The 24,563-nt window shown below is 71.0% G+C and carries 15 protein-coding genes and 1 pseudogene; 8 read left to right on the forward strand and 8 right to left on the reverse strand.

Annotated features, from left to right (window positions below; translation table 11 throughout):
• Positions 1-13: 13 nt before the first annotated feature.
• From DXZ73_RS31290 to DXZ73_RS31305, 4 genes are all read right to left on the reverse strand, one after another.
• Positions 14-1,369 (reverse strand): AAA family ATPase, encoded by a 1,356-nt coding sequence (locus tag DXZ73_RS31290; RefSeq protein WP_116214338.1) that lies wholly within the window; start codon positions 1,367-1,369, stop codon positions 14-16.
• Complete coding sequence (locus DXZ73_RS31295) at positions 1,366-2,877, reverse strand: hypothetical protein (protein WP_116214339.1); 1,512 nt, start codon at positions 2,875-2,877, stop codon at positions 1,366-1,368. Before DXZ73_RS31295 ends, DXZ73_RS31290 begins: the two co-directional genes overlap by 4 nt.
• On the reverse strand, positions 2,874-3,998 hold the full coding sequence (locus tag DXZ73_RS31300) for a hypothetical protein (protein WP_116214340.1): 1,125 nt from the start codon (positions 3,996-3,998) through the stop codon (positions 2,874-2,876). The genes DXZ73_RS31295 and DXZ73_RS31300 overlap by 4 nt, the downstream gene beginning before the upstream one ends.
• A gap of 64 nt (positions 3,999-4,062) precedes the next feature.
• The gene (locus tag DXZ73_RS31305; RefSeq protein ID WP_116214341.1) at positions 4,063-4,953 is read right to left on the reverse strand and encodes a hypothetical protein; all 891 of its coding nucleotides are present in this window, start codon (positions 4,951-4,953) and stop codon (positions 4,063-4,065) included.
• Between the two features lie 141 nt (positions 4,954-5,094).
• On the opposite strand from DXZ73_RS31305, the gene DXZ73_RS31310 reads away from it, so the two are divergent.
• The 4 genes from DXZ73_RS31310 to DXZ73_RS31325 are packed head-to-tail and all read left to right on the forward strand — an operon-like array spanning position 5,095 to position 14,262.
• Complete coding sequence (locus DXZ73_RS31310) at positions 5,095-6,723, forward strand: PD-(D/E)XK nuclease family protein (RefSeq protein WP_116214342.1); 1,629 nt, start codon at positions 5,095-5,097, stop codon at positions 6,721-6,723.
• Entirely contained in the window at positions 6,720-7,922 is a 1,203-nt protein-coding gene (locus tag DXZ73_RS31315) for a hypothetical protein (RefSeq protein ID WP_162890392.1), read from the forward strand. Before DXZ73_RS31310 ends, DXZ73_RS31315 begins: the two co-directional genes overlap by 4 nt.
• Positions 7,915-11,355 (forward strand): signal recognition particle, encoded by a 3,441-nt coding sequence (locus DXZ73_RS31320; protein WP_116214343.1) that lies wholly within the window; start codon positions 7,915-7,917, stop codon positions 11,353-11,355. The genes DXZ73_RS31315 and DXZ73_RS31320 overlap by 8 nt, the downstream gene beginning before the upstream one ends.
• Positions 11,356-11,403: 48 nt before the next feature.
• Positions 11,404-14,262, forward strand: a complete 2,859-nt coding sequence (locus DXZ73_RS31325; RefSeq protein WP_116214344.1) for a pPIWI_RE module domain-containing protein — start codon at positions 11,404-11,406, stop codon at positions 14,260-14,262.
• A gap of 51 nt (positions 14,263-14,313) precedes the next feature.
• Here the strand turns inward: DXZ73_RS31325 and DXZ73_RS31330 are convergent.
• The 3 genes and pseudogenes from DXZ73_RS31330 to DXZ73_RS31345 all read right to left on the reverse strand — a co-directional run.
• Positions 14,314-14,872, reverse strand: a pseudogene (locus DXZ73_RS31330) (ISL3 family transposase); the annotation flags it as partial.
• A 157-nt stretch (positions 14,873-15,029) separates the two neighbouring features.
• Positions 15,030-16,070 (reverse strand): ABC transporter permease, encoded by a 1,041-nt coding sequence (locus tag DXZ73_RS31340; RefSeq protein ID WP_116214345.1) that lies wholly within the window; start codon positions 16,068-16,070, stop codon positions 15,030-15,032.
• Between the two features lie 223 nt (positions 16,071-16,293).
• Positions 16,294-18,942: an FAD/NAD(P)-binding protein gene (locus DXZ73_RS31345; protein ID WP_240351817.1), complete on the reverse strand. Its 2,649-nt coding sequence runs from the start codon at positions 18,940-18,942 to the stop codon at positions 16,294-16,296.
• On the opposite strand from DXZ73_RS31345, the gene DXZ73_RS39700 reads away from it, so the two are divergent.
• Both DXZ73_RS39700 and DXZ73_RS31350 read left to right on the forward strand, forming a co-directional pair.
• Positions 18,829-19,107, forward strand: a complete 279-nt coding sequence (locus tag DXZ73_RS39700) for a hypothetical protein (RefSeq protein ID WP_240351845.1) — start codon at positions 18,829-18,831, stop codon at positions 19,105-19,107. The two genes, DXZ73_RS31345 and DXZ73_RS39700, sit on opposite strands and share 114 nt — an antisense overlap.
• A 78-nt stretch (positions 19,108-19,185) precedes the next feature.
• Complete coding sequence (locus tag DXZ73_RS31350) at positions 19,186-19,665, forward strand: RrF2 family transcriptional regulator (RefSeq protein ID WP_116214347.1); 480 nt, start codon at positions 19,186-19,188, stop codon at positions 19,663-19,665.
• 40 nt (positions 19,666-19,705) lie between these two features.
• Here DXZ73_RS31350 and DXZ73_RS31355 read toward each other — a convergent pair whose 3' ends face one another.
• Entirely contained in the window at positions 19,706-20,491 is a 786-nt protein-coding gene (locus DXZ73_RS31355) for a carbon-nitrogen hydrolase family protein (protein ID WP_240351571.1), read from the reverse strand.
• A gap of 266 nt (positions 20,492-20,757) precedes the next feature.
• Here DXZ73_RS31355 and DXZ73_RS31360 point away from each other — a divergent pair, with 266 nt between their 5' ends.
• Positions 20,758-21,525, forward strand: coding sequence for a thioesterase II family protein (locus DXZ73_RS31360; protein WP_116214349.1), 768 nt, complete (start codon positions 20,758-20,760; stop codon positions 21,523-21,525).
• Between the two features lie 87 nt (positions 21,526-21,612).
• Positions 21,613-24,507, forward strand: coding sequence for a helix-turn-helix transcriptional regulator (locus DXZ73_RS31365; RefSeq protein WP_240351572.1), 2,895 nt, complete (start codon positions 21,613-21,615; stop codon positions 24,505-24,507).
• Positions 24,508-24,563: the final 56 nt, after the last annotated feature.

A 24,563-nucleotide genomic window follows, 5' to 3' on the forward strand; every position in this document is an offset into this window, starting at 1 on the left:
CGTGTCGCCGTGATCAAGTCGCTAGAGAAGGGACCGCCACGTCTTTCAGGTGCTGCATGACCTCCTGGTGCGCCCGCCACCCGTCCGGGAACTTCGGCGGTACGTCCAGATAGACGGGGCTGCTGCGCGGGTGGCGGTCGAGCAGGTCGGTGATGCCGGCGCGGGCCACCACGATGCAGGCGAATCGGTGGCGGGAGAGCAGGACGCACAGGCGGCCGGTCTCCAGGTGGAAGGCGGAGGCGTCCTGGCGGCCGGACAGCGGGTGCCAGACGAGGGTGACGTCGAACTCGCGGCCCTGGAGACGGTTGGCCGTGTCCACGGTGACGGCCGTGAGGCCGCGTTCGGCCAGCCGGGACCGGACTGCGTCCGCCTGGACCGTGCGTGCCGCGCCGATCGCGATGCGGGACTCGGCGAGCGGCTCGCCGTTGACCAGGGTGCCGCGCTCCAGGAGGCGGGCCGTTGTGGCCGCGAGTGCCTCGGCGACCTCGGGGTCGTCGTCGAGGGTGTGGCGGGCGGGCAGCTCCAGCAGGCCCCAGCCGGACTCCGCGGCGCGGGCCAGAACGGTGTCCTGCGGGGTCGTGCGGTGTGCCGTGCTGCCGTAGGTCAGGACGCGGTCGGCGGCCTTCGTGCCGGAGGTGAAGGGATAGAAGGGGTAGAACGCTCTCTCCACCAGTGGCGCCGCCATCTCGGGCAGCCGCCAGGAGACGGGCAGCTGATGGCGTTCCAGATCCGTGTTGTGGGCGAGGGTGACGTCGACGGCGTTGCGCAGCGGGTCCCAGGTCAGGCCGTGCCACCGGTCGGTGTCCACCGTGGCGAAGGGGTCCAGCTGGCCGGGGTCGCCCACGAACAGGACCCGTGAGTCCTCCGGACCGAACAGCGGGGCCGTCGCGAGCAGGGCGTCCGACCGCATCTGATACGCCTCGTCGACGATGGCCCAGCGCCAAGGGGCGCACTTGTCGATGCTCACGTACGACCACTTCTTCGCCGTGGAGACCACCACGGGGAGGTCGCGCAGATCGGTCACGTCCTTGCTGCCCGTCACATTGGCGTGCCGTCGCACGCGTTCGGGCAGGGCGAAGTCGCTCGCATGCAGGCGGCCGAGGGCCAGGTGGGGGTACTCCCGGGCGATGTTGTCGACCAGGTCGTCGACCTGTTCATTGGTCTGCGCGACGATCATGAGCTGATGACCGGCGGCCGTGAGGTGGCCGGTGGCGCGTTTGACGAGCGTGGACTTTCCGGCGCCGGGAGGGGAGTCCACGACCACACCCCGGCCGGTTGAGGTATCCAGGCTCGCCAGGATGCCCGCCACCGCCCTGTCGGCGCGGGCGCCGGGCGTGGCATCGGTTTCGGGTGCCGGGGTGGCTGTCATTCCCAGATCTCCTCCGCGTCGTCGTCCGTGGGTTCGTACGGCTGCGGCGGGCCGCCGTGCGTCCATGGGGTGCCCTCCTCGGCGGGCAGGACGGACGGCATGCTCTTGGGATCGACAGAGGTGTACGTGACGGTCTCGCCCACCTCGGCCAGCGTCCCTGGCGGAGCCGGCGGCTTCCGTTTGCTGAAGCCGCCGTTCAGCTGGATCACCACGGCGTGGATGTCACCCTCAGGATGGACCTCGATGATCTCGCCCGGCTGACCGGGGCGCGCCGGGCACTTGACTCCCTTGCCCACAGCGAGGCGTATCGGCATCTCGCCGCGCACGGTGATCGTCGGGCGCCACAGCGTGGACCCGGGGCGCGCGCCCGGGACGGTACGGTCCTCCTCCCGGGCCACGACCACACCGGTGAAGGCCTCACCCGTCAGCTCGTACTCCGCCATCACCAGCGGGTCGTCGTACGCCCGCTCGGCGTCGTACCGCGTCCCCGCCTCCTCCAGGCGCGCGAGACGCCGGGCCGCACCGACGGCGTGGTCACGGCGGGCCTGCGGGCGGCCGTCCTCGTCGAGGTAGGCCGCGTACTCGGAGAAAAGGCGCCGGTCGTACGCCCATCGTTCCGCGACGTGCTCACCGGGAGGCAAGGCACGCAGTAGGTCCACACCGCACCACACCAGTCGCCAGGTGGGCAGCATCTGGGCATACAGCTCGTTGTCGATCTGACGGCCTGCCGCTTCCCGTCCGCGGCCTTCCCCCGCCTCGTCGTAGCGGGATATCAGCTCGTCCAGGGTGCGGTCGAAGACCGGGTCGGTCGCCGGTCCCGCGGGCGGCCACCGCAGCGGGTCCTCCTCCGTCTCCCGCGCGGCCTCGGCGCCGTCGCGTCCGGGAGGGGGATCGATCCAGGCGAGCAGCGACGCCAGGTGCGAGTCCTCGGAAGGGCTTTGCCCGGTGGCCCAGTTGGCGGCGAGCAGCCGGGTTCCTGCCTGCAGCAGGCAGGAACCCGGGAACTCCGCCCGGTCGGCGAACCAGGTCAGCCACTTGCCGAGGGCGGGCACCGACGGGTCCACGGCATGCGGTCCCTCGGCGGCGCGCAGCCTGGTCAGCCGGCCGAGCAGCCGGACGTACGCGATGCCTTCACCGTTCGGCACGAGGAGCTGTGGCGCACGCAGGAACCGTGCGCGCTCCTCCTTCTCCTTGCCACGCCCGACGGTGTACGTCTCCGTCTCCGCCGTACGGCACGTCTCGATGTACGGCAGCAGGAGCGCCGCGAGGCGTTCGACGAAACGGAAACGCTCGGCACGGTCACGTGGTTGCCGCACCGTCAGGAGAACGGGATGGTCCGGGTCCGTTCCGGCGAGGGCGGCCAGCGGAGCGCAGGCCTCGCCGGCGAGTGTCAGCGGCACCAGGACGAAGGGGCGGGCGTCCATGTGCTCATGACGCACCGTCGTCAGTCGTTCGGCGTGCCCGGTCTCGGCGGCCCGCAGGCCGGCCACGGCGGCGAGCGTGCTCATGCGACGTCACCTCGGCGCAGTCGGCGTAGCCGCTCGGCGGCGCGCAGTCGGGTGATGGCGGCTTCCTCGGTGGGACCTGGCGCGTGCGTTCCGTCGAGGTAACCGAGGGCGGTGCGGGTGGAGTCGACGCCGGGGAGGGCGTTGCGCACCATGCCGCCCAGACGGGCGGGGGAGGCGCAGTCCGTGGCCTCGTCCCGGCAGTAGCGCGCCATCTCGCAGAAGGACAGGCAATCGGGCGTGTAGGAGGCGTCCAGCGCTTCCACGGACGCCCCGAGTTCGGACTCGGCGCGGTCGGTGTCGAGGGTGGCCGACGGTGGCAGGGCGAGTGCCAGCTGGTCGGCGCGGCGCAGCCGGGTCAGCTGGAAGCGCAGGGCGTCGAGTTCCTGCCGGAGGTCCACCAGACGGCCGTAGGGCCGGTTGGAGAAGTCCTTCGGGCAGATGAGCAGGAATTCGTGGGCGATCTGCCCGGTGTCCAGGCCGAGGGCTTCGAAGGTGCGGTGCAGCGCGAGCACGGACACGGCGGCCTGCTTCGCCGTCTGTGCGACGGCTGTCGGGTTCGCCTGTCCGTCGATCGCGGGGAACGAGCGGATCTCGGACACGTAGAACTTGCCGCCGACGCGGTGGGTCAGGGCGTGAGGCTCCAGGCAGGCCGTCTGTCCGGCGACCTCCAGGGTCAGCACGGGCCGGTCGAGGATCAGGCGCTCGTCGCTGCCGGAAGCCAGATGGCCGAGGAGACGGCGGGTCTCGTTCGCCCGTCGCGCGAGAGAGGTGTCGCCGCCCACTTCGTTCAGGTCGGCGACCGCGGCCTCCTCGACGGGGGTGCCGAGCTCCTCGCGCAGCAGGCGGATGAGCTCCGCGTAGCCGCCCCATTTCACCAGCGTCTCGAAATCCCGCTCGCGTGCGATCGCGAAGGGGGACTGGCCGAAACGCGGTTCGTATCCCATGCGTTGGGCCAGGACGGCCTTGTCGATGCCGGCGGCGTCCAGTACGGCGCGCCGGGAGCAGGCCGGGTTGGCGGTGAGGGCAGTGATCTTGCGCGCGGTGTATGCCTGAGGAGGGCGCGGACCGCGCAGCGCGGCGAGCCTGTCGTCGGGGGGCTCGTAGGGGTGCTGCGGAGGCATCTTCTCTTCTTACACGGAGTTCTACGGAGTTCTGTGGCGGTACCGAAAGATTCCGGTGTGCGGTTCAGCGGGTTGCGCCACCCGCGTCGCGCAGGGTGTCGTGCAGCGGAGCGGCTCCGAAGAGCTGTTGCCCTTCGGTGAGTTGGGTGCGTGCGCGCTCCGCGGACGCACGGCGTTGGGCGTTGTCCGACTCCTGGTGTACCGCCGCCTCGAGATGCGCGGCGGAGATCACCCGCTCGGGATCGAGGTCGTCACTGTCGTACGCGCCGGGAATGTTGAGCGCGAAACGGTGCAGCAGCTGCCAGGCGGTGTCCGACGGAGGGTGCCCCGCCGCGCTGAGCCGCTGGATCTGTTCGGCGGTGCCGATGGCGTGGGTCAGGAAGTCGGCACGCTGGCTGAGCGGGGCGATGATGCGCCGCTCCAGGGGCCAGACCGATACGGCCAGCAGGCCGCGTGCGGGCGTCAGGCGGTCATGGGTGAGGGCCGCGCAGATGTAGTAGGGCCGGGCGTATCCCTGCGCACCGAAGGACCGTTCTTCGTCGCGGCGGAGTGAGGCGAGCTTGGTGGCGACGAGCGGTTCCGCGGAGAACGCCTCGTACACGGACGAGATGAGTTTCGGGGAGGCCGGTGCGCCGAGCAGCGTGAGTGCCTGGTGGACCTGTTCCCGGATGGGAACGGCGCCCTGTGTGGATCGTTTTTCCTGCCGCCCCCACCGGGCGGGAGGTGTCGACGGCGCCGGCTCGGGCGGGGTGGCGTTCCTGGCGGCCCGTTCCTCGCCGGACGTGGTGCCGGCCGCTTCCTCGGCGTCAAGCGCCTGCTCCCAGGCGGTCTCCGCCTCCCGCAGTTCACCGCGGATGCGGGAAGCGGCGGTGTTGTCGCGGGCGCGCCGCGCCTCGCGCAGCAGGGCGCGTAGTTGCGATAGCTGCTCCTCCAGCTCCTCCAGCGATGCGGTCATGCGCGCAGCATACCTTCTGGACCATTGAATTCCAAGAACCTCCAAAGATTTCCAATGTTCTGCGCTACGCTCGGCGGCACACGGCCCTCCGAGAGCTCGGACGGGCCGCTGAACTCTGCATTCCTGCAGGAAGGGTGGGACATGTCGGACGACATGGCATGGCGCATGCGGCCATGGATGACGGGGGACCAGAGCCTCGTACGCATCGGGCCGGGGACCGGGGCGGGAGCGGACGAGACGCTCGGCTGTCCGGCCCGCGACGCGGCCAAGGCACGCCCGGGGATCAAGGTGCGGGTGCCGTCGAGGCTGCCCCACGAGCACCTGGAGACCTTCACCCTCGGCCCGGTGTGTGAGGTCCTGGACCTGATCGAGTTCGATGGCGAGCCTCTTGAACGGGCCCTCGGCGCACTGCTCGACCGGCCGCGGCCCCTGCACCCCGGACACCTGGCCTACGTCGAGCACGCCGTCCGGCTCTACGCGGGCGCCCCGGACGCGCACGGCCTCACCCCGGTCAAGCCGTACTGGGTGGTGCGCAAGGACAACGGGCGGCGCTGGGAGCTGTACGCGTGGTGGCGGCGCTACGAATCGGCGGACGGCAAGCTGCGCGAGTACTGGCGTCTCAGGCACGCCGACGCGCGTGCGTCGACGCCGGGTGAGATCGCGATCGCCGCGTACACCGCGGCGTTCGGCGTCAGCGCCTCGTGGCCGCGTCACTGGAGCCAGGAGTTCGCCCTCCACACGTCGCCGTCGCAGGCCACGCACGTACGGATCGTCGAGATCGGCCTGGGGGACGGCTCGCGGACCGTTCAGTTCGAGGGCACCGTGGACGACGTCAGGGCGTACTACGACGCTTTTGGTGACACTCATGTGCGGAGCGTCGTCAAGGGTGGCCCCGAACGCCCCGGCCCCGCCTGCGTCGACTGCAAGCAGTTCACCGGGTGCGGCGCGGTACGCCGCACGCCGGGTGTCCTGGCCCTGCCCTCCCGCAAGCTGCCGCTGCGCAAGGTCTCGGCCAGCGACCTTCGGTACCACGCCGTCTGCCCCGCTCAGGGATTCCTGCGCTCCTTGCACCTTCCGAAGTCCGACGAGTACAGCAGCGCGGCGAAGCTCGGCCAGGCCGTGCACGCGTGGATCGAGGCACTGCACCGGCGTGACGGATGGCCGGCCTGTACGGCGGCCGACATGCCCGCCGCGGGGGAGAACTGGACTCGTGGCCGATGGCGGGTTCCCGACGAGGAGGCCGAGACGGGCCGCAAGATGCTCCTGCACCACGTGGATGCCTGCCCCTTCCGGGATTCCGGCCTCGTCGAGCGGGCCGAGCCCGAGCCGCTCCGCGCGGTCCACGACACCGCCGCCCAGGCCCTCGTCATCGCCAAACCTGATCTGCTCTACCGTGAGGACGGTTCCTGGGTGTGGCGAGAACTCAAGACCACGCGCATATCGTCACGGCGGACCGGCGACCTCCTCGACACGTACCCCCAGCTCGCCCTGGCCGTCGTGCTGCTGGCTCACGGAGCGCTGGGCGGCGACCCCGTCGGCTCCAGGGTCGAGGTGGAGATCCTCAGGCCCGACGGCTCCGATCCCCACGTGATCGACCCCACGGACCCCGAGCGCCTGGCGAAGGCGCAGTCCGTGCTCCGGCGGTACGCAGGTCCCTGGCGCAAGGACCACACCTGGGAAGCCAGACCAGGGCGTCACTGCCGGTGGTGTCCCGTGTCGCAGTGGTGCGCGAGTGCCGTACCCGGTGATGAGACGGAGGAAGAGGCATGACCGCACGCGACACGCCGGGCGTGCAGTCCGGGCCCCGTGGCCCCGGTGCGGCACCCGAAGCCGCCGACGGCTCGGACGAGTCCCTGCTCCGGCAGATCGCCGGTGCCCTGGCCTGCTTGTCCCGGCAGCGCACCGTGCCCCATCCGGTCTATCCGGCCAAGGTGCAGAACGCGTACAACCGGCTCGTCCTGCGCTGCCTCCGCCGCGGAGAGGAACCTCCCGGCAGCATCCCCGAGATGGTCCGATGGGCCTGTGAACGGGCACTGCCGGAGTGGCCGCTCGACCTGCCCGCCGAAGCACGTTCTGTCGCCGGACCGCTTGTGGACCCCGAGTCCCGGCTGCCGCACCAGCTGTGCCTCGAATGGGAAGTGAACGCCGCCGACCCGGCCGCCGAGCTCTTCGAGAACCAGCGGATCCTCGAAGCCCTCACCACCTGCAGGGCCGCCAGGGACCCTCGGGCGTACACCGCGTTCCGGTCCCTGCTCACGACGCGGCCCGTCCTCACCGGCGCCGAACTCGCGCTGCTCGGCGGTGACATGGAATGCGGGATGCTGCTCCACCACGTCATCAAGAAGTGCTACGAGCCCGTCGCCGCATCCTATCTCGGTGACGACGGAACGTACCGGCAGTGCGGACGCTGCCGATGCCTGATGGTGCGGTTGAGGGACGGATCGCACCGGTGCGAACTGGATCGCTGCCGCCGTGACGGCGGCAGCGATGCCGGAACTCTCCTGCGCGGTGACAAGAGCGGCCTCCATCAGCTCAGTCGGCCCCTGCGGATGTTCGTCACCGGCCCGGGACTCGCCGAGACCGACATCGAGGCGGCCCTGAGGGCGAGGTTCGGCATCGTCGCCGAGATGTGGCCCAACTACGACGCGTACGACCTGCGTGTCCCGCTGCCCGGGCGCAGGTTCTGGGCCGTGGACGTCAAGGATCGCGTGAACCCCGTCCTGCTCGCCCGCACCCTCACCCCTTTCCGGGCCGACCCGCCGTACGACCGGGCCTTCCTCGTCGTACCCCACTACCGCTTCCGGGAGAACGAGGCGTTCGGTCGGCAGTTCCGGCGCCACCTCCCCGGCGACCTGGCCGGCCACATCACCCTCCTCGACGACCGGGCGTTCCTACGACTCGTCGGCGAGGAAGTCACCTCCAGGCCCGGAACCCACCCCGTCCACGGGAAAGGAGACAGTCGTGCGTGACCGCAGTGGCTGGCACCGCCGCTGTTCCCCGCGGGAGCTGACCGATGTATGGCCGGACAGCCTCGGCGCCTTCCGGCCCGGGGACCTCCTCGATGTCGAGTTAGGGCTGTATCTGCTGCAGAGCGTGACGCCCACCCGCGCCGCCATCGACGTGTGGCCCCTGCTCGGTGGCTACCCCTACAGCGAGGCACTCGGCGATGTGCGCACCGACGAACAGCGTCTGCGTGTCCTGCGCGCCCGCCATCATTTGTGGGACCTCAGGCGGGGACGTGCCTGGACGGAAGCGCTGACGGCGTACCTGGACGTGCCGCAACACCTGCGCGGATACGACATCGAGGGCACGGACTGCGTTCCGCGCCGCCGCGAGCCCGCACGCGCGGCCCGGAGATTCGGGGTCTTCGAGGATCTGCTCACCCGGGCCCCCGAATTCGCCGCCCGCCGCCTCCCGCTCGCCGAAGCCGGAGAACACACCTTCCGCGCACAGGACCGCGTCCACTCCGTCGAATTCGCCGAGGAACTGCTGCTCGGCACACCGCCGCGTTCCCACGCCCTCGATGCAGAGCCCGCCGGACGCGGAGAACCCGTGGACGTCTCCTGGGCGGAACTCGAAAAGGCCGCCGAAGCGATGGACGCCGCCGAGGCAGCCGTACCCGGCGGCACCCGCAACGGGTGGTCCCGGCGACTGTGCCGTGTCGAACTGCTCGTACGCGACGACGGAGTCGGCCGCTTCACCCAGCAGAGGCGGCTCAGGGTCGACCGGCTGCTGCACCTGGTCGGCATGGTCGGCGCGGGCAAGTCCACCATCCGCGACATCCTCACCTACCACGTGGTCACCCAGTCGCCCCGCCGGGTCACCGTCGTGGTCGGCGACGTTGCCGAAACCCTCGCTGTCGTCGAGCAGTTCAACCGGCTCGGCGTGCCGGCCGCGCCGATCCTCGGGCATTCCACGCGCGAGCGCAACATCAGCCGCCTGCACCGCCGCACCGCCGTGGTCGGTGCCGCCACCATGCTCGGCCACGACCACTCCGGCTTCGCGTACCTGAGCAGTGCCTGCCCTGTGGACGTCCTGCGTGGCATGGAGGCGCGCCGGCCGCTCGGCATCCGGGAAGCGCCCTGCCTCGCGCTGTACACCGTCCCGGAGCGGGAGGAGAGCGACCCTGATCCGCTGCTCGACGAGGAGTACCCGCTCGGCCACGCCGCGGACGGACCCAAGCCGCAGAGGCGGCTGTGTCCGCTGTGGAACCGTTGTCCGCGCCACCGAGGCGCCCGGGACCTCGTCGACGCCCGTGTCTGGGTCGGTACACCGGCCGGCCTGGTGCACAGTTCTGTGCCGCAGCACCAGCACGACGAGCAACTGCGTTACCTGGAACTCGCCTGCCGCCTCAGCGATCTGATCATCGTCGACGAGGCGGACCGGGTGCAGATGCAGCTCGACGCGGCTTTCGCCCCGGCAAGCACTCTGGTCGGCAAATACCCCAATTCCTGGTTCGACGAGGTCGCCGTCCACAAGTTCCAGCAGATGGCGCGCGACGGGCGGCTCCAGCTCTCGGCACGCGATGTCGACGACTGGACCAATGCGGTCAACACCGTCAGCGCGGCCACCGACCGGCTCTATGCCCTCCTGGTGAAGGACGACCAGCTCAGGAGATGGATCAGCGTCGACTACTTCAGTGCCTTCACCCTGCACAACCTGCTGATCGACAGCTGGTTCCCCGGCCGCGGCCAGGGCGAGCAGCCGCCCCCGGCGGCACGGGCGCTGGACGAGGCACTGCTGCGCTTCCGGGACGATCCCCTGCACGAACACGAGAGCACGAGTGACGACGAGGTGACCCCGCTCGTCAACGCCTTCGTGCACCTCGCCCTGGAGCTCCTCCACGCACCCCAGGGGGCCCGCACCCGAGAGCGGCTGCGCGACACGCTCACCGGCGTCGTCGGCCGCGACTCCGGCGTACTCGACCGGATCGACGTCCAGGCCCGGCGGTTCGAGTTCACCCTGATCCTCGCCGCCCTGCACAGCCGCCTCGACTTCATGACCACCCTGTGGCCGCGCGTCGAGGCCGCCCTGAGCCTGGAGAACGCCTCCAACGTCCTCTCCCGCAGGCCCCCCAAGGACTACGAAGCTGTCATCCCCGAATCGCCCATGGGCAACGTCCTCGGCTTCCAGTTCCGTCACGACGACCGGGAACGCGATGGTGATCGCAGCGGCGAGCTGCGCTTCTTCCACTGCAACGGGGTGGGACGCGAACTCCTCACACGTCTCGGCGACCTGTGCCTCGTGGACGGCAGACCTGCCCCGCATGTCCTGCTCATGTCCGCCACCAGCTGGGCCGGCGCCTCCAGCAGGTATCACCTGCACGCCGAGGTCGGCGCTGTGCTGCGCCCTCAGGAGGAGGAAGTCGCGGCGATCCTCGGCACCGAGTTCCGCAAGGAGTTCCTCTACTGGCCCGGCGGCGATCGTCCCCGGCCCGTGCGCCTGTCGGGCTGCGACCCCGAGGACCGCCCCCAGGCACTCCTGGAGATGCTGCGCCAGCTCGCCGTCCCCGACCGGAGCCTGCCCGGCTCGGACAGCATGCTGGACGCCGAACTCGCCGAGATCGACGACCCGGACCGGCGCCGCATCCTGCTTCTGGTGGGCAGTTATGAAGAGGCACGCCGAGCCGCCGAGTACCTCAACCAGGTCCCCGAGTGGAACGGCCGCGTCGTCCAACTGGTGTCCGACGACGCGGATGCCGACACCGCCTGGACCCGGCTGCCCGAGGACGCCACGGTGCGCACCCTCACCCGCGGCGACGTGAAGTCCTTCCCCACGACGGGCGGTGACATCCTGATCGCACCGCTCCTCGCGGTCGAGCGCGGACACAACATCGTGCTGAAGACGGGCAAGGCCGCCATCGGCAGCGTCTACTTCCTGGCCCGCCCCCACCCCCGGCCTGACGACATCTCACTTGCCGTCCAGTCCATCAACGACTGGGCGGTGCGCCAGCTCCGGGACGCCGGAGGGGTGTTCAGCCAAGGCGTGCTGGCGGGTGCCACTCCCCACCAGGCCGCCGTCGACTTCCGGAGCCGTGCCCGCCGCCACTGGAATCGCTGCCTGACCCGCCGCCTGGCGTGGTCCAGCCTCCGCGACGACGAGAAGACCGCCTTCACCTGGGACCAGCTCGTGGTGATGTGGCAGGTCATCGGCCGCCTCGTACGTGGAGGCGTGCCCGCGCGGGTGGTCTTCGCCGATGCCGCGTTCTCACCCCGCGAGGCCGGCTTCCAGGCCGCTGACACCCCTGACACGAGTCTGCTGGCGAGCATGCGCGCCGTACTCGCGCCCTATTTCGATGACGCGTCCGGTACCGGGACGCACTCCGAGCCCTCGTCGATCGACAGGTCACTCGTGCGTGAGCTGTACGAGCCCCTCTACCGCGCACTCGTGGACATGGGCTGACGCCCACACACCCCGCCCTTTCCCGCACCACCAGAGGAGAAACGAACCGTGTCGTACCACCACGTGCGGGCCGCGGCCTACATGCCTGATCCGGAACAAGGCCAGTTCACCGTCCCGCTCCACACGCTCTCCCTGCCCCTCAGCTGGGAGGAACCTCTCCAGCGGCTCCTTCACCACGGGCGGCCGGAGAGCAGGTGGCGCCGCGTACCCACCAAGGAGATCAATCAGCTCATGCGCGCCACCGCTCCGGACGTCGTCACGGTCGACTCCACGGCCACCTTCGGCACGGACCGGCCCTGGCTGTACTGTGCGCAGCCCTATCCCACCCCCGTGACCAGCCTCTATGTGGCCACCTGGCTCAAGAGCCTGCTGCGGAAGCAGGACGACCCGGAGGCCACCCGGCTGCTGATGGACTGCTTCCGCGACCTCGGCACCGGTGCCCTCGGCTGGCGGCCCAGCGTGGTCGACCTCATCGAGCAGCAGGTGTCGCCAGGAGGAACCGCCCTGCCCGCCCCTCATGTGTACCGGCTGCTCCCCGACGAACTGGCCACGCGGATCGCCCGGCAGGGCCCGTACGAGCACGGAGGCCAGCGGCTGAGGTTCCATCAGGTAGCGGGTGTCGGGTACGCGCGCGGCGCCGGAAGCGGTGGCGCGGAGCTGATGTCGTGGCCGCCGATCCCGTACACACCCCGGAGCAGGGGTGGCGACGGCAGGACCGCGTACTACTCGGCGGTGATCCGTGTGACCGTGCGCAGTGTCCCCTTCTCGCCGGTGCCGCGCGTCCACCTTGGCGCGGGTGTGCGCCGGTTCGTCACCGGGAAGGTGTGGATGCCCTATCGCAAAGGCGTCTCCGTCTACCTGCGGCCCGGCACCTCCCTCGTACCGGACGGCCCGGCACCGCGGCGCTTCTCGGTGGCCATGCTGCAGTGGCGCGACGGGACCACGGACTGGCGGCAGGGTGGCACCGAGGGCATGCTCGCGGCTGTTACCGCCCTCGACGGGCTGCCCTCGGTGGACCGGCTGGTGAAGGAGGCGGACCACTGGATCGACGGGCACGACGGCATCCGGCTGGCAGTCGGCCACCAGGCAGCAATGGGGAGGCATGTCATCAACACCAGACTGATGCCCAGCGAACGCCGCCGCCTGATCGAGTGGGCCGAGCAGGCGCTGGCACCCGAATTCGTCCCGGTGCCGAAGCTGGAGCGCAGTCGCCACGCCCGGCCACCGAAGCGTCGGCTCGTCAAGCTTCCCTCCGTCCCGAAGGAGACCTCCCCCGAGAAGCTGGCAGGAATCCTCGCCAAGTCGGCACAGGTGTCGGCGGACAACGCGAAGGTACGACGGGAGGCGCTCGCGTCGGCGCTGGACGGTGCAGATCTCGTCTGCGTGCTGCTCCACCAGTCCGACGGCCAGCGGGACCGGATCGTCGCTGCCGCCGAGAACGGGCTCGGTCTGGAGGCGTACCGGCGCGAACAAGGTCCGGACACATGGGTGTGGGAGACCGAGGACATGACGGTCCGGCTGCACGCGCGCCCACTGGGCGCACTGGGGGCTCCACTCGGCACGGACCGCGTGCCCCGTGCCGGTCGGGAACATGACGAGGCCATCCGGGAGCGGCGCTCCCAGGTCGCCGAAGCGATGGCGAAGGCGCGGGAGACGGCGCCCGGAGCGCAGATCGCTTTTGTGGAACTCGAGTGGGGTGAGGTGTTCCAGGGGGCCAAACGGCGTGCTGACCCCAAGTACGCAATCCGTCTGGGGTGTGCGGACGCCGGAATGGTGACCCAGTTCATCCGTCCGCTGGACTCGGAAATGGACAGGGAAGAGGCCGAGAAAGAAGCGGTCATGCGGGCCGAGGCGTCCTGGGCGGACGGGCTGCGTCAGACCGGCATGCGCCTCGTTCCCCGGCACACACTCGGTGGTCTCATCCCCGAGGGCCTCAACCAGGTCGCGTTCCACCTGGTGGAGCGCAGGGCCGACGGGCCCACGGGCAAGGCTCAGTTCACCCCCGTCGCCGTACTGCTGCGTCCGGGTGCGAAGTGCGTGCTCGGACGCAGCGCGGACATGCGCGAGTGGGTGCCCTATCCGGAGCTGCTCAAGGCGCTGACCGGACGGGTGCGGGACGAGGACCTGAGGACCGAGGCGCAGCAGTCCGCCGTCACCGCGGCCTTCATCAAGAACACGCTGGCCGGACTGCGCAGCGAGCCGACCCTTGTGCTGGCCCATGCCCAGGACGTCCGCAAGAGGTGGCCCTGGCTGAAGAACGGTGGTCTGGAACCGGATCGGATCAGGCTCGATGGTGGGCCGACGCAGAGGATCGGGCTGTACGGAAAGCACCTCCGGGTCGTCAGGGTCGCGGACAGCGGGCGGCAGGAGACGGCCCAGTGGTGGGCCGAACGGGAGGAGCTCGACAAGAATCTGACTGGGCAGCAACGCGGTGGCTTCGCCATGGGACTATGGGTGCCCAAGGCGCCCGGGGAGTCCGGCCGTGTCTTCTACAGCACCGCGGACAAGGCGAGTACGCAGACGAAGCTGACCAACGACGACGCGAAGCTGACTCCGCACGTCAACGCCAACGGCAAGAACTCCTACCGTCCGACGGCGAACGCCTGGAACCCCGAGCTGCTCGAACTCACCGTGGCCTGTCTTCAGCCGGGTGACGACGCCGAGGCATGGGCCGCCTTCGTCCACCAGCAGCGGATTTGCAAGGACGACTACCGGGACGTGCTCGGCCTGCCCCTGGCGCTTCACCTGGCTCGGCTCACCGACGAATACGCGCTTCCGCACGACGACGAGGAGGCGGTGGTGGAGCCCATGGAAGAGTCGGCCGGGACGGCCTCGAAGGAGAGCCGTCCCGGGCAGCTCTCCTTCGACTTCGATTCCGGCTCCGGCTTTGACGAGGACGTGGACTAGGGGCAATACCGGTGATTTGGGTTCTTTTCTGGCGTGTGTGGGTCTGTCCAATCAACGGCCCTGTCTCGCTTTCGGTGGTGACGGAGCGTGCTGCTGGCCGAGGAGGATGCGGTGACGGAGCAGGGTGAAGCCGGCTCGTCCGTGCATCTGGCGTGCGATCCGCTTGGTCTTGGTGTTGACGCCCTCGGTCGGGCCGTTGCTGTACGGAAGTGTGAACGCGGCGCAGGCCGGCTCCGCGGACCTTCGTGATCCAGTGCGTGAGCGCGTCGGCATTTCCGGCGCGAGGCGTCAGGAGCTGAGCGAAGTCCCGGATACAGGTGGCAAGTTGGGTCATCGCGGGGCAGGCGGTGGTGAGCTTGGCCAGGAGCTCGTGATGCTCGGCCTTGAGGTTGTCGGGCCTGGTCAGCAGCATCCGGGCGAGTCGGCGTGCGGAGATGTGGCTGCGGTCGGCGTCCGCGCGGCCTTGGCTGATGTACTTGTACAGGAGGTTCAGGCAGCCCGTGAACCCGAGGGCCCCGATCTCTTCGAAGAGGTGCAGGACAGGGACGGCGGGGTCCTCGGCCCAGCGTCTGCGCAGGTGCTCGCGCTAGGGGTCAACGAGGCCGGCGCGGAGCGCTCCCACACCGTGACGGGTGTCTTCCGCTCGGTGTCCCGACCGGTCTACGACGACCAGGTGCGCGACCGGATCCGCCGGGCCCGCACGGCGGGCGGGCCCGACCTGGACGGGCTCCTGCGCGGCAGGGACACCTGGACCGGCGGCGGGGGCGTCACCCTCGGGGGAGGGCGGTGCCCTCGCCGACCTCCCGTTCGCGCCCGCCGGGGTGGCGGTGGTGCCAGGTCCAGAAGACCGCGCAGCAGCCCACCGCCCACGCCGCCAGCACCAGGAAGGGGAAGGCGTGCTGGTGGCCGCGGAAGTAGACCGCCGTGTGGTGGGCGTTGACCGACGCGCCCGGCGGCAGCCACCGTCCGATCGCGCCCAGGAACGACGGGAGCAGTGGCCAGGAGACGGCACCGCCCGACGAGGGGTTGCCCAGCAGCACCAGCAGGCTCCACGTCGGCAGCATCGCCCAGCGGCCGATCAGCGTGTTGAACATCGTGAAGACCATGCCCGACGCGAACATCGTCAGCGCCAGGATCAGCCACGACTCCGCGAACGGCAGGCGCAGCGCGCCCAGCCCCCAGTCGACGATCGCGGCGATCGCGAAGCCGCCCAGCGCCGCGTAGCCGAGGGTGAAGGCGATGCGCTCGGCCGGGTCGAGCCCCGCGGCGTGGACACTCAGCTGGATCGAGCCGATGAACCCGACGACCGACGCGGCCAGCGAGACGTAGAACAGCGCGAGTCCGCGCGGATCGCCCTTCTGCAGCGGGTTGATGTCCATGACCGTCACCGGCGTGCCGATGGCCGCCCCGACCCGCGGAGCCGTCTCGGTCAGCAGCTGCGCGACGGTGGCGCCGGACGCCCCGGACACGAACAGCGAGGCGGTGCGGCCGTCCGGGTGGTCCTCCAGGATCGCGAAGACCCGCTGCTCCTCCACCGCGTCCCTGGCGTCCCGGAGGGTGGCGTAGTGCCGCAGCTCGAGCGAGGCGCCCAGGGCGTCCTCCATGCCCCGGACGAACTCGGCGCGCTTGACCTCGGGCGCCGGCACACCCGTGACCGCGGTGGGGATGCTGTGCGGGGTGGGGTTGGCCATGCAGTATGTGTACGAGCCGGCGAACAGCCCGGCGGCCGCGGCGATGAGGACCACGAGCACCGTGGCCGGGAGGAACGCCGCCCGGCGTCCACCGCTCTTTCGGTTGTCCTCGCCCATGAGCCCACCATAAGCGGACAAAGGGTGTGCACCGGGCCTGTGGAGGTGCGTTGCGATCCGGATCGGTCTCCGTCCCGTTCCCCCTCGGCATCGATCTCGACACCCTCGTGCCGTGACCCCGGCCGCTCACCACCCCGTCCGGTGGCGAGCAGCAGTCGCTCAAGCCGGCCGCCGCGCGGCCGAAAGCGATACAAGGGCCCTGAGGACGCGCAGGCCCCGCCCCTCAGATCGTCGCCAAATGCCCCAACCGCCGATGATCCAGAGGCGAAGACCGCCGGTCCAAGCGTTCCTGCAGCAGGCGGTCGGCCTCCGTGCAGCGGCCCGCCGACGCCAGGGCGTACAGCAGAGTCTCCTCGATGACTTCGCGCTGGGCCGCGCTGCCGCCCACGCGGGGGAGAGCCGGCAGGAGAGCCTGGAGGGCAGGCGCGGCGTCGTTCCAGCGTTCTTCCGCCACGGCGGCCATCGCCTCGCACAGGGGGTGGATGACCTCGCGTTGGACGGGGTCGCTGTGCTGCGCGGCGTAGCGTCCGAGGCGGTGCAGGGCGCAGACCTCGCGGGCCGCGGTGAGGGCTATCACGCTGTGCAGGGCGGTGAATGGAGTCACCGGGCGTTCCAGGGTCTCGGCCGCGACCTCGCTGAGCACCTCGTCGATCGGTACGGCACCGGTCCACTGGCCGGTCAGCTGGGCGCGCCACAGCATGGACACGGAGTCGACGAGCGCGCGAATGCCGCGCACCTGGGGCGGCGCGAGCTGGACGGACCAGCGGCGGCGCACGGCGGTCGCGTCGTCCAGGGCCAGTTCGTGCAGTGCGGCGTGCCAGGCGAAGTGCGCGCCGTGCGTGGCGCCCTGCCCGTGGTCGCCGATCCAGGAGTCGAGCCAGCGCAGGCCGTCCTGGTGATCGCCGCACTCGTAGTGGACATGGGCCAGCGCGTGCACGGCGTGTCCGGAGTCGGCCTCGGAGGCCAGGGCCCGGCGGGCGAGCGCGCCCGCCTCGTCGAAGGCGCCCAGCTCCTGCTGGATGAACGCGAGGAGGGAGGTGTGGAACCAGTGGCCCGCATGGGCAGGTGCCGTGCGCTCGACCAGTTCGTAGGCATCGTCCCGCAGGTCCGTGACGCCGGAGAAGGCGATGGTGGGTACGGCCATGCTCAGGGCCAGGGCGTCGCGGGGGTGGTCGCCGATGTGCCGCAGCAGGGCGGCGTCCCCGTCGCCGGCCGGGCCCTGGATCCGGCGTGTGATGACGTCGACCAGGCCGCGTTCGCGTGCGTCGCCGCGTTCCCGGACGGCTCGCTGGGCATCGGCGAGGGCGCGTGGCACGTCGACCTCGGCGCCGCCTTCGTGGCCCAGCATGGCGAGTGCCGCGTGCGCCAGGGCGAAGCCCGGGTCCAGCTCGACGGCTTGGAGGAAGGCGCGGTCGGCGCCGGAGCGTACCTTCATCAGGCGCTGCAGGCCGATCCGGTAGGTGGCCGCCGTCGACGGGTCGGTGCTGAGCGGCTCGCCCAGATTGTCCATGGGCCTGCGGCGCTGCGGGGCCGGAGGCAGCGGGGCGGCCTCGTCGAGGAGCGCCTTCGCGATACCGGCGGCCTGCCCGCGGATCTCGGGGATGGCCGTGCTCTCCCAGAGCTCGCCACGCCGCTGCGCGCCGAGCGTCCACATGGGAGGGCCCGCGACCGTGTCGCCGCCGACGAGCCGGCCGTCGGGATCCGTCGCGTATCCGATGCCGAGCGGGCCGGGTGCGGCCAGACCGGACGCGAGCAGGCTGTGGTCCAGCGGATCGGTGGACTCGGCGAGGCGGGCCGCCGGTCCGGTGCAGTCGACCACCCAGCCGACCTGCAGGGTGCGGCCGTTGTCCAAGGTCACGGACAGGAGCGCTCCGGGGCCGGAGTCCGTCGCTTCGCCCGTCTCCGTGCTTCGGACGGTGGCGACCTGGCCCGCGGATACGCGCAGCCGTTGCGACTCCCGGAGCCGGGCGATCGCCTCAGCGGTCGCCGGGGCCATGCGATGGCGGTGGGAGTTCCACAACGAACGGTCACGGGTGAGGAATTCGGCCCGCTCGCTGTCCGGCAGGGCGCTCCACAGCCGTGCGGTCAGCGGTCGCAGTCCGTCGAGCGCGGGTCGCCAGTCGCCGTGACATCGGAGCGTACGCCGCACATGCCGGTAGACGTCCCTGCGGAGCCGGCTCAGCGGAAGGCCGTCGAGCGATCCGGGCGGAGCGACCGGGGGCAGGGGAGTGACGGCGTGGGCGGCCGGCAGGGCGCCGCTGCGGGAAACGGCATGGATGGCGCGGTCGTTGCGGTCGAGGGTCAGTGCCACGTCGACAGCTGTGAGGCCGGTACCGACGAGCAGTACGTCGCCGCCGGACGAGAGCGGGCCGTCGAGCGCTCCGGGCGCCCAGGCATCCGGAACGAAGCGGGCCGAGTTGCGCAGTTCTTCCGGCGCCCAGGAGCCGGAGGCCGCTTGGGGGCCGGTGGCGAGGACGGCGCTGTCGGCCCGGACGACCGAGCCGTCGGCCAGCCGGAGAACCGCCTGCTTCCCATGCCAGGCGCAGTCGGTCACTCGGCTGCGCACATGCCGCAGCGTGACCGTACGGGCGCGGGCCGAGGCGTCGGAAAGGGTGTCGGAGAGGTAGGCCCCGTAGTCTCCGCGGGCGGCGAAATGGGCGGCGGTCGCCTTGGCGTCCCCGTGGCGCGTGAGCCAGCGCAGGAAATGGGACGCGTCATCGGGATAGCAACTCATTTTGTCGGCCGTGACGTTCAGCCGGTGCCTGTCGTCCTGGGTCGCGAACGCGGCTCCGGCGCCGACCCGTTCCGCCGGATCGATCAGGAGAAGCTCCAAGCGGGTGCGACGCCGACGGGCGATCTCGCACAGATGGATGGCGACGAGCGCGCCGGCGGCTCCGGCTCCTATCACCGCGACTGTGTGCTGGTCCTGGTGCGCCTGCTCAAGCAACTGCTGCCTCCAGCGGATGTATTCTCCACCAACTCGATGGACTATATGAGAATGGGTCCTGACGGGTATGCGCACGTCCGGCGCGCGTGATGTAACTCACGGTGGATTCGCCGGTGGATATGGGTAGTTGGCGCGGCCGGAGCGCGAAGGTGTGAGAGGTTGCTTTCCATGCGCATTTCGGCCAGAGCGGATTACGCGGTACGAGCCATGGCGGAACTGGCCCGCACCGAAGCCGTGCCGACCAAGGCGGAGCACCTCTCCGAGGTGCAGGACATCCCCCTGCGCTTCCTGCTGTCCATTTTGCGGGAGCTTCGCCAGCACAGGCTGCTGCGCAGCGTCAGAGGCCCCGACGGCGGCTACTTCCTGGCCCGGCCGGCCGGGGAGATAACCCTCGCCGATGTGATCCGCGCCGTCGACGGACCCCTCGCGAACGTACGCGACCTGCAGCTCAGCGGGCTCAACTACCCGGGCGCGGCCGCGGCTTTGCCGGACGTGTGGCGAGCCGTGCGGGTGAGCCTCAGGCAGGTGCTGGAAAGCGTCACCCTTTCAGACCTCGCCCAAGGAGAATTGCCTCCGCTGGTGCGCGGGCGGGCCCAGGAATACGCCGACGACGTCCGTCATCCTCCCCGGCCCACGGCCGCCGACTGAGGCCGCTACGGCCGTTGAAACCGTTACGGCCGTAGCCGCGTCACGAGGAGTAGAGCTCCGGCCGTCTGTCGCGCAGATATGTGGTGGCGGCGCGGGCGCGCCTGAGGACCACCGGATCGACATCGGCGATCAGCAGCCCCTCGCCCTCCTCGGTCAGCGCCGAAGCGGTGCCGTCCGGTGCCGCGACCGTGGTGTGCCCGCAGAATCCGATGCCGCCGTGACTGCCGGTCCAGTTGGCGTACGCGATGTACAGCTGGCTCTCGAAGGCACGCGCCGGCACCAGGGTGCGGGCCACGAACTCCCAGGGGCGCATCAGACCGGTGGGCACCAGCAGCACATCGGTGCCGGCCACCCCGTGCGCCCGCACGGCCTCGGGGAACTCGACGTCGTAGCAGATCAGCAGCCCCAGCGTAAGGCCCTTGTACGACGCCTGCACCACCCCCTGCCCGCCGGGGGCGAACATGGCGCGCTCGCCGCGCCCGTACAGATGGGCCTTGCGGTAGACGGCGAGGGTGTCGCCCTGCGGGGAGACCAGCCGGGCGGAGTTGTGGAGCCGGTCGCCGTCGGTCTCCGGCCAGCCGTGCACCAAGGCGATCGAGAACTCGCGGGCGATGGCCGAGACTTCCGCGCACTGCGGGCCGTCGACCGGTCCGGACGCCTCCGCCAGGTTGGCCGTGAGCAGCGGATAGCCGCCGATGGAGATCTCGGGAGTGACGAGCAGCTCGGCGCCCGCCTCGGCCGCGTGGCGCGCCGCCCGGCGCAGCCGGCCGAGGGAGTGGGCCAGGCCGGTGGTGCCGCACGCCGCCTGCTGGCAAGCGATCCTCACTGCGGGTGTCCTCCCGGAAGCCTGGCGCCGTCGACATATGGGTTCTTTAACGATACCCGTACGCCCGGAGCGCGAAGGGGCGGCGCCGGCCGTGTGACGCTTTCGGGGGCGGACTTTCAGGGGTAGTGGCTCAAACATAGGGGTACCCCCTGCTTCAACCGCCGTGATAGACATGAAATCGACCCGGGGCACTTGTGTTCTGGTGCATATCCCGGCATACGCATGGCAGTTGCCGTACGGAACTTGAGGGAAAGACTCTTCGGTACATGGGTGAACAGCGAGAAAACAGCGCCTGGGTGCGCCGGTTCCATCCTTCCCCGGAAGGCAGAGTCCGACTGGTCTGCCTTCCGCACGCCGGAGGTTCCGCCCCCTTTTATTTCCCGATGTCCCAGGCGCTTTCCCCGGCCGTCGACGTCCTGTGTCTGCAGTACCCCGGACGCCAGGAAAGACGGCTGGACCCGGGTATCGAGAACATCCCCGACTACGCGGACGCCATCGCCGCCGAGCTGAAGCCCTGGCTCGATGTGCCCACGGCGTTCTTCGGGCACAGCATGGGTGCGGTCCTCGCCTACGAGGTGGCGCTGCGCCTGGAGCGTGACGCGGGGACCGGACCGGTCGCCGTGTTCGCCTCCGGCCGCCGGGCGCCGTCCCGTTACCGCGAGGAGAACGTGCACCGCCGTGACGACGACGGCATCGTGAAGGAGATGCAGCTCCTGAGCGGCACCGACGCCCGCGTCCTCGGCAACGAGGAGATCCTGCGGATGGTGCTGCCCGCGATCCGCAGCGACTACACGGCCATCGAGACCTACCGCTCCGAGCCCGGGGCCGCCGTGCGCGCCCCGATCACCGTGTTCACCGGTGACGACGACCCCAGGACCAGCCTCGAAGAGGCCGAGGCGTGGCGCGCGCACACCGCCGGCGACTTCGACATCCACGTATTCCCTGGTGGTCACTTCTTCTTGGCCAACCATTCGCAGAAGATCATTGAGATCGTCTCCGCGAAGCTCTCCGCGGCAAGCTCACAGCAGCACTGACCGGGCCGCGTATCCGCGTCAATGCATAATCCTCGCAGTCCGGCTGACTGCCGGGTCGCGGGCCGGATTTCCGGGGGACGGACTTCCATGCCTGTCAAAATTTCCGAACGTGAGAACCACCTCGCCGCGCTCGCCGAAATGCTGTGCAGCGCGGAACGGGGCAGGGGGCGGCTGGCGCTCATCAGCGGCGCGGTCGCCAGCGGGAAAACCGATCTGCTCGACAGGTTCGCGGGGCAGGCGCTCGCCCGCGACGCGCTGCTGCTGGAGACCACCGGATCCCGGTCGGAGCGCGAGCTGTCCTTCGGCCTGCTCAAGAAGGTCTTTGACAACGCTGCCATGCCGCCCGCGGCCCGCGCCGAGGTGATCGCGCTGCTGGACGGCGCGGACGGCGCCGAGGAGGGCGACGCACCGGCCCGGCTGCGCATGATGTCCCGCGTCTCCTCCGTGCTGCTGCAGCTGGCCGAGGAGCGCCCCCTCGTCATCACGGTCGACGACGTCCACTGGGGTGACGCGCACTCCCTGCAGTTCCTGCTCCACCTGGCCCGCCGCGTGCGGCAGTCCAAGGTGCTCGTGGTGCTCACCGAGTCCACCCGGCTGCGTCACGAGCAGCTGACGTTCCACGTGGAGCTGCTGCGCCAGCCCAACTGCGGCCGGCTGCGGCTGCACATGCTCACCGAGCCGGGCATCTCCCACGTACTGACCGAGCATGTCTCCGGCGCCGTCGCCGACCGGCTGGCACCCGAGTGCCACCGCCTCACCGGCGGCAGCCCGCTGCTGCTGCGCGCCCTGCTGGAGGACTGGCGGGCCGGCGGCGAACACGGCGAGTCCCTGCAGCGGCCGGTACCCGGCGAGGCGTACGCCCAGGCCCTTCTGGGCTGTCTGCACCGTGGCACACCCGATGTGCTGACCATCGCCCAGGGCGTCGCCGTTCTCGGTGACGCCGACTGCCCGGCGCTGCTCGGCGAGTTGCTCGGGCTCACCGCCGGGGCCGTCGAGCAGGGTGTGCAGGACCTGCACCAGTGCGCGGTGCTGGAGGGCGGCGCCTTCCGCAGCCCCGCCGCGCGCGCCGCCGTGCTCGGCGCCGTCCCCGCCTCCGCCCTCGCCGCGCTGCACCGGCGGGCCGCCGAGCTGCTGCACGGCGACGGCGCCGCCGCACTCGAGATCGCCCGGCACCTGGTCGCCGCCCAGCGGGAGGCCGAGCACTGGGCGGTGCCGGTGCTGCGCGAGGCCGCCGAGTACGCGCTGGTCGAGGAGGACCTGGAGTTCGCGCTGCGCTGCCTCGAACTCGCGCACGCGGCCTGCCGGGACGGGCACGAGCGCGCGGCCCTGCAGATCCGGCTGGTCAGCATCGCCTGGCGGCTGGGCCCGGCGGTTGCTGAAACGTATCTTCCGCAGCTCGCCGCCGAACTGGAGGCCGGCCGCATCGCTCCGCGCGACCTGGCGCTGTCCGTCTCGTACCTGGTCTGGTCCGGCCGGCTGGAGCGGGCCGCGGACATCGTCGCCCGGCTGTCCGGCGCGGCGGGTGCCTCCGCCGCTCCGGGCGCCCTGGGCCTGCCGGGCGCCGGCGTGCTGGTACCGGGCGTGCTGGGCCTCGCGGGCAGCCTGGACGGGCCGGCCGGCGGTGACGCCGTGCCGGACGCGGCCCTGGCCGCCACCGCCCACTGGCTGACCATGATCAGCCCGCCGCTGCGGTCCCGCATCCCCGCCGTCGGCGCCGCCGTGGCGGTCTCCACCGGACCGCGTGACCTGGCGGGCGAGGCGCACGCGCAGTCCGCGGCCACCCTGAACACCGCGCTGACCGACGGCCAGGCGCACCACGCGGTCGCCGAGGCCGAACGCGTCCTGCAGCGGTACCACCTGTCCGACAGCGCCCTGCAGCCCCTGGCCTTCGCCCTGATGGCGCTCGTCTACGCCGACCGGCTCGACCTCGCCCAGTCCTGGTGCGAACGGCTGCTCGGCGAGTGCGCGACCCGCCGGGCACCGTCCTGGCAGGCGGTGCTGTCCGCCGTACGCGCGGAGATCGCGCTGCGCCAGGGCGATCTGCCGGTGGCCGCGCACCAGGCGCGGACCGCGATATCCCGGATCTCCCCGGCCGGCTGGGGCGTGGCCATCGGCCTGCCGCTGGCCACCCTGATCCAGGCCGAGACCGGCATGGGCCGTTACGAGGAGGCCATGGCGCTCCTGGAACAGCCGGTCCCCGACGGGATCTACCACACCCTGCCCGGGCTGCACTACCTGCGCGCCAGGGGCCGCTGCCACCTGGCCACCGGCCGCTTCCACGCCGCCCTCGGCGACTTCATGACCTGCGGCGAGCTGATGTCCGCCTGGCGGGTGGACACCCCCCAGCTGATGCCGTGGCGACTGGACGCGGCGGAGGCGTGGCTGGCCCTGGACGAGACCGAGCGGGCCCATGGCCTCGCCGAGGAGCAGCTGCGGCGCAGCCCCGGCAACCAGCGGGTGCGCGGCGCGCTGCTGCCGATCCTCGCCCGCGGCGAGGATCTCAAGCACCGGCTGCCCCGGCTCAAGGAGGCCGTCGAGATCCTGGAGGACGGCGGCGACCGGCTCCAGCTCGCGGGCGCGCTGGGCGAGTTGGGCATGGGCTACCGCGCTCTCGGCGACTTCAACCGGGCGCGGGTGCTGATGCGCAAGGCGTGGCACGTCGCCAAGGCGTGCGGGGCGGAGCCGCTGTGCCGGCAGCTGATCCCCGGTCACGGCGACGGCTCCGACTTCGTCGCCGCGGCCGAGCAGGCCGGTGACGGAGACGCGGTGCAGCGCGAGGTCGAGGCGCTGACCGAGGCGGAGGCGCGGGTCGCGCTCCTGGCCGCGCACGGGAACACGAACCGGGAGATCGCGTCCAAGCTGGTCGTCACCGTGAGCACGGTGGAGCAGCATCTGACCCGGATATACCGGAAGCTGAAGGTCAAGCGGAGGCGCGACCTTCCCGCGAGGCTCGCCGACAGCAGCCTGACCGGGGTCTCCTAGCCGGCGGCCGGGACCCGGTGCCCGGATCCTCCCGCCGGGCGGGAGGATCCGGGGCG

This window comes from Streptoverticillium olivoreticuli subsp. olivoreticuli (assembly GCF_003391135.1).
Taxonomy (GTDB): domain Bacteria; phylum Actinomycetota; class Actinomycetes; order Streptomycetales; family Streptomycetaceae; genus Streptomyces; species Streptomyces blastmyceticus.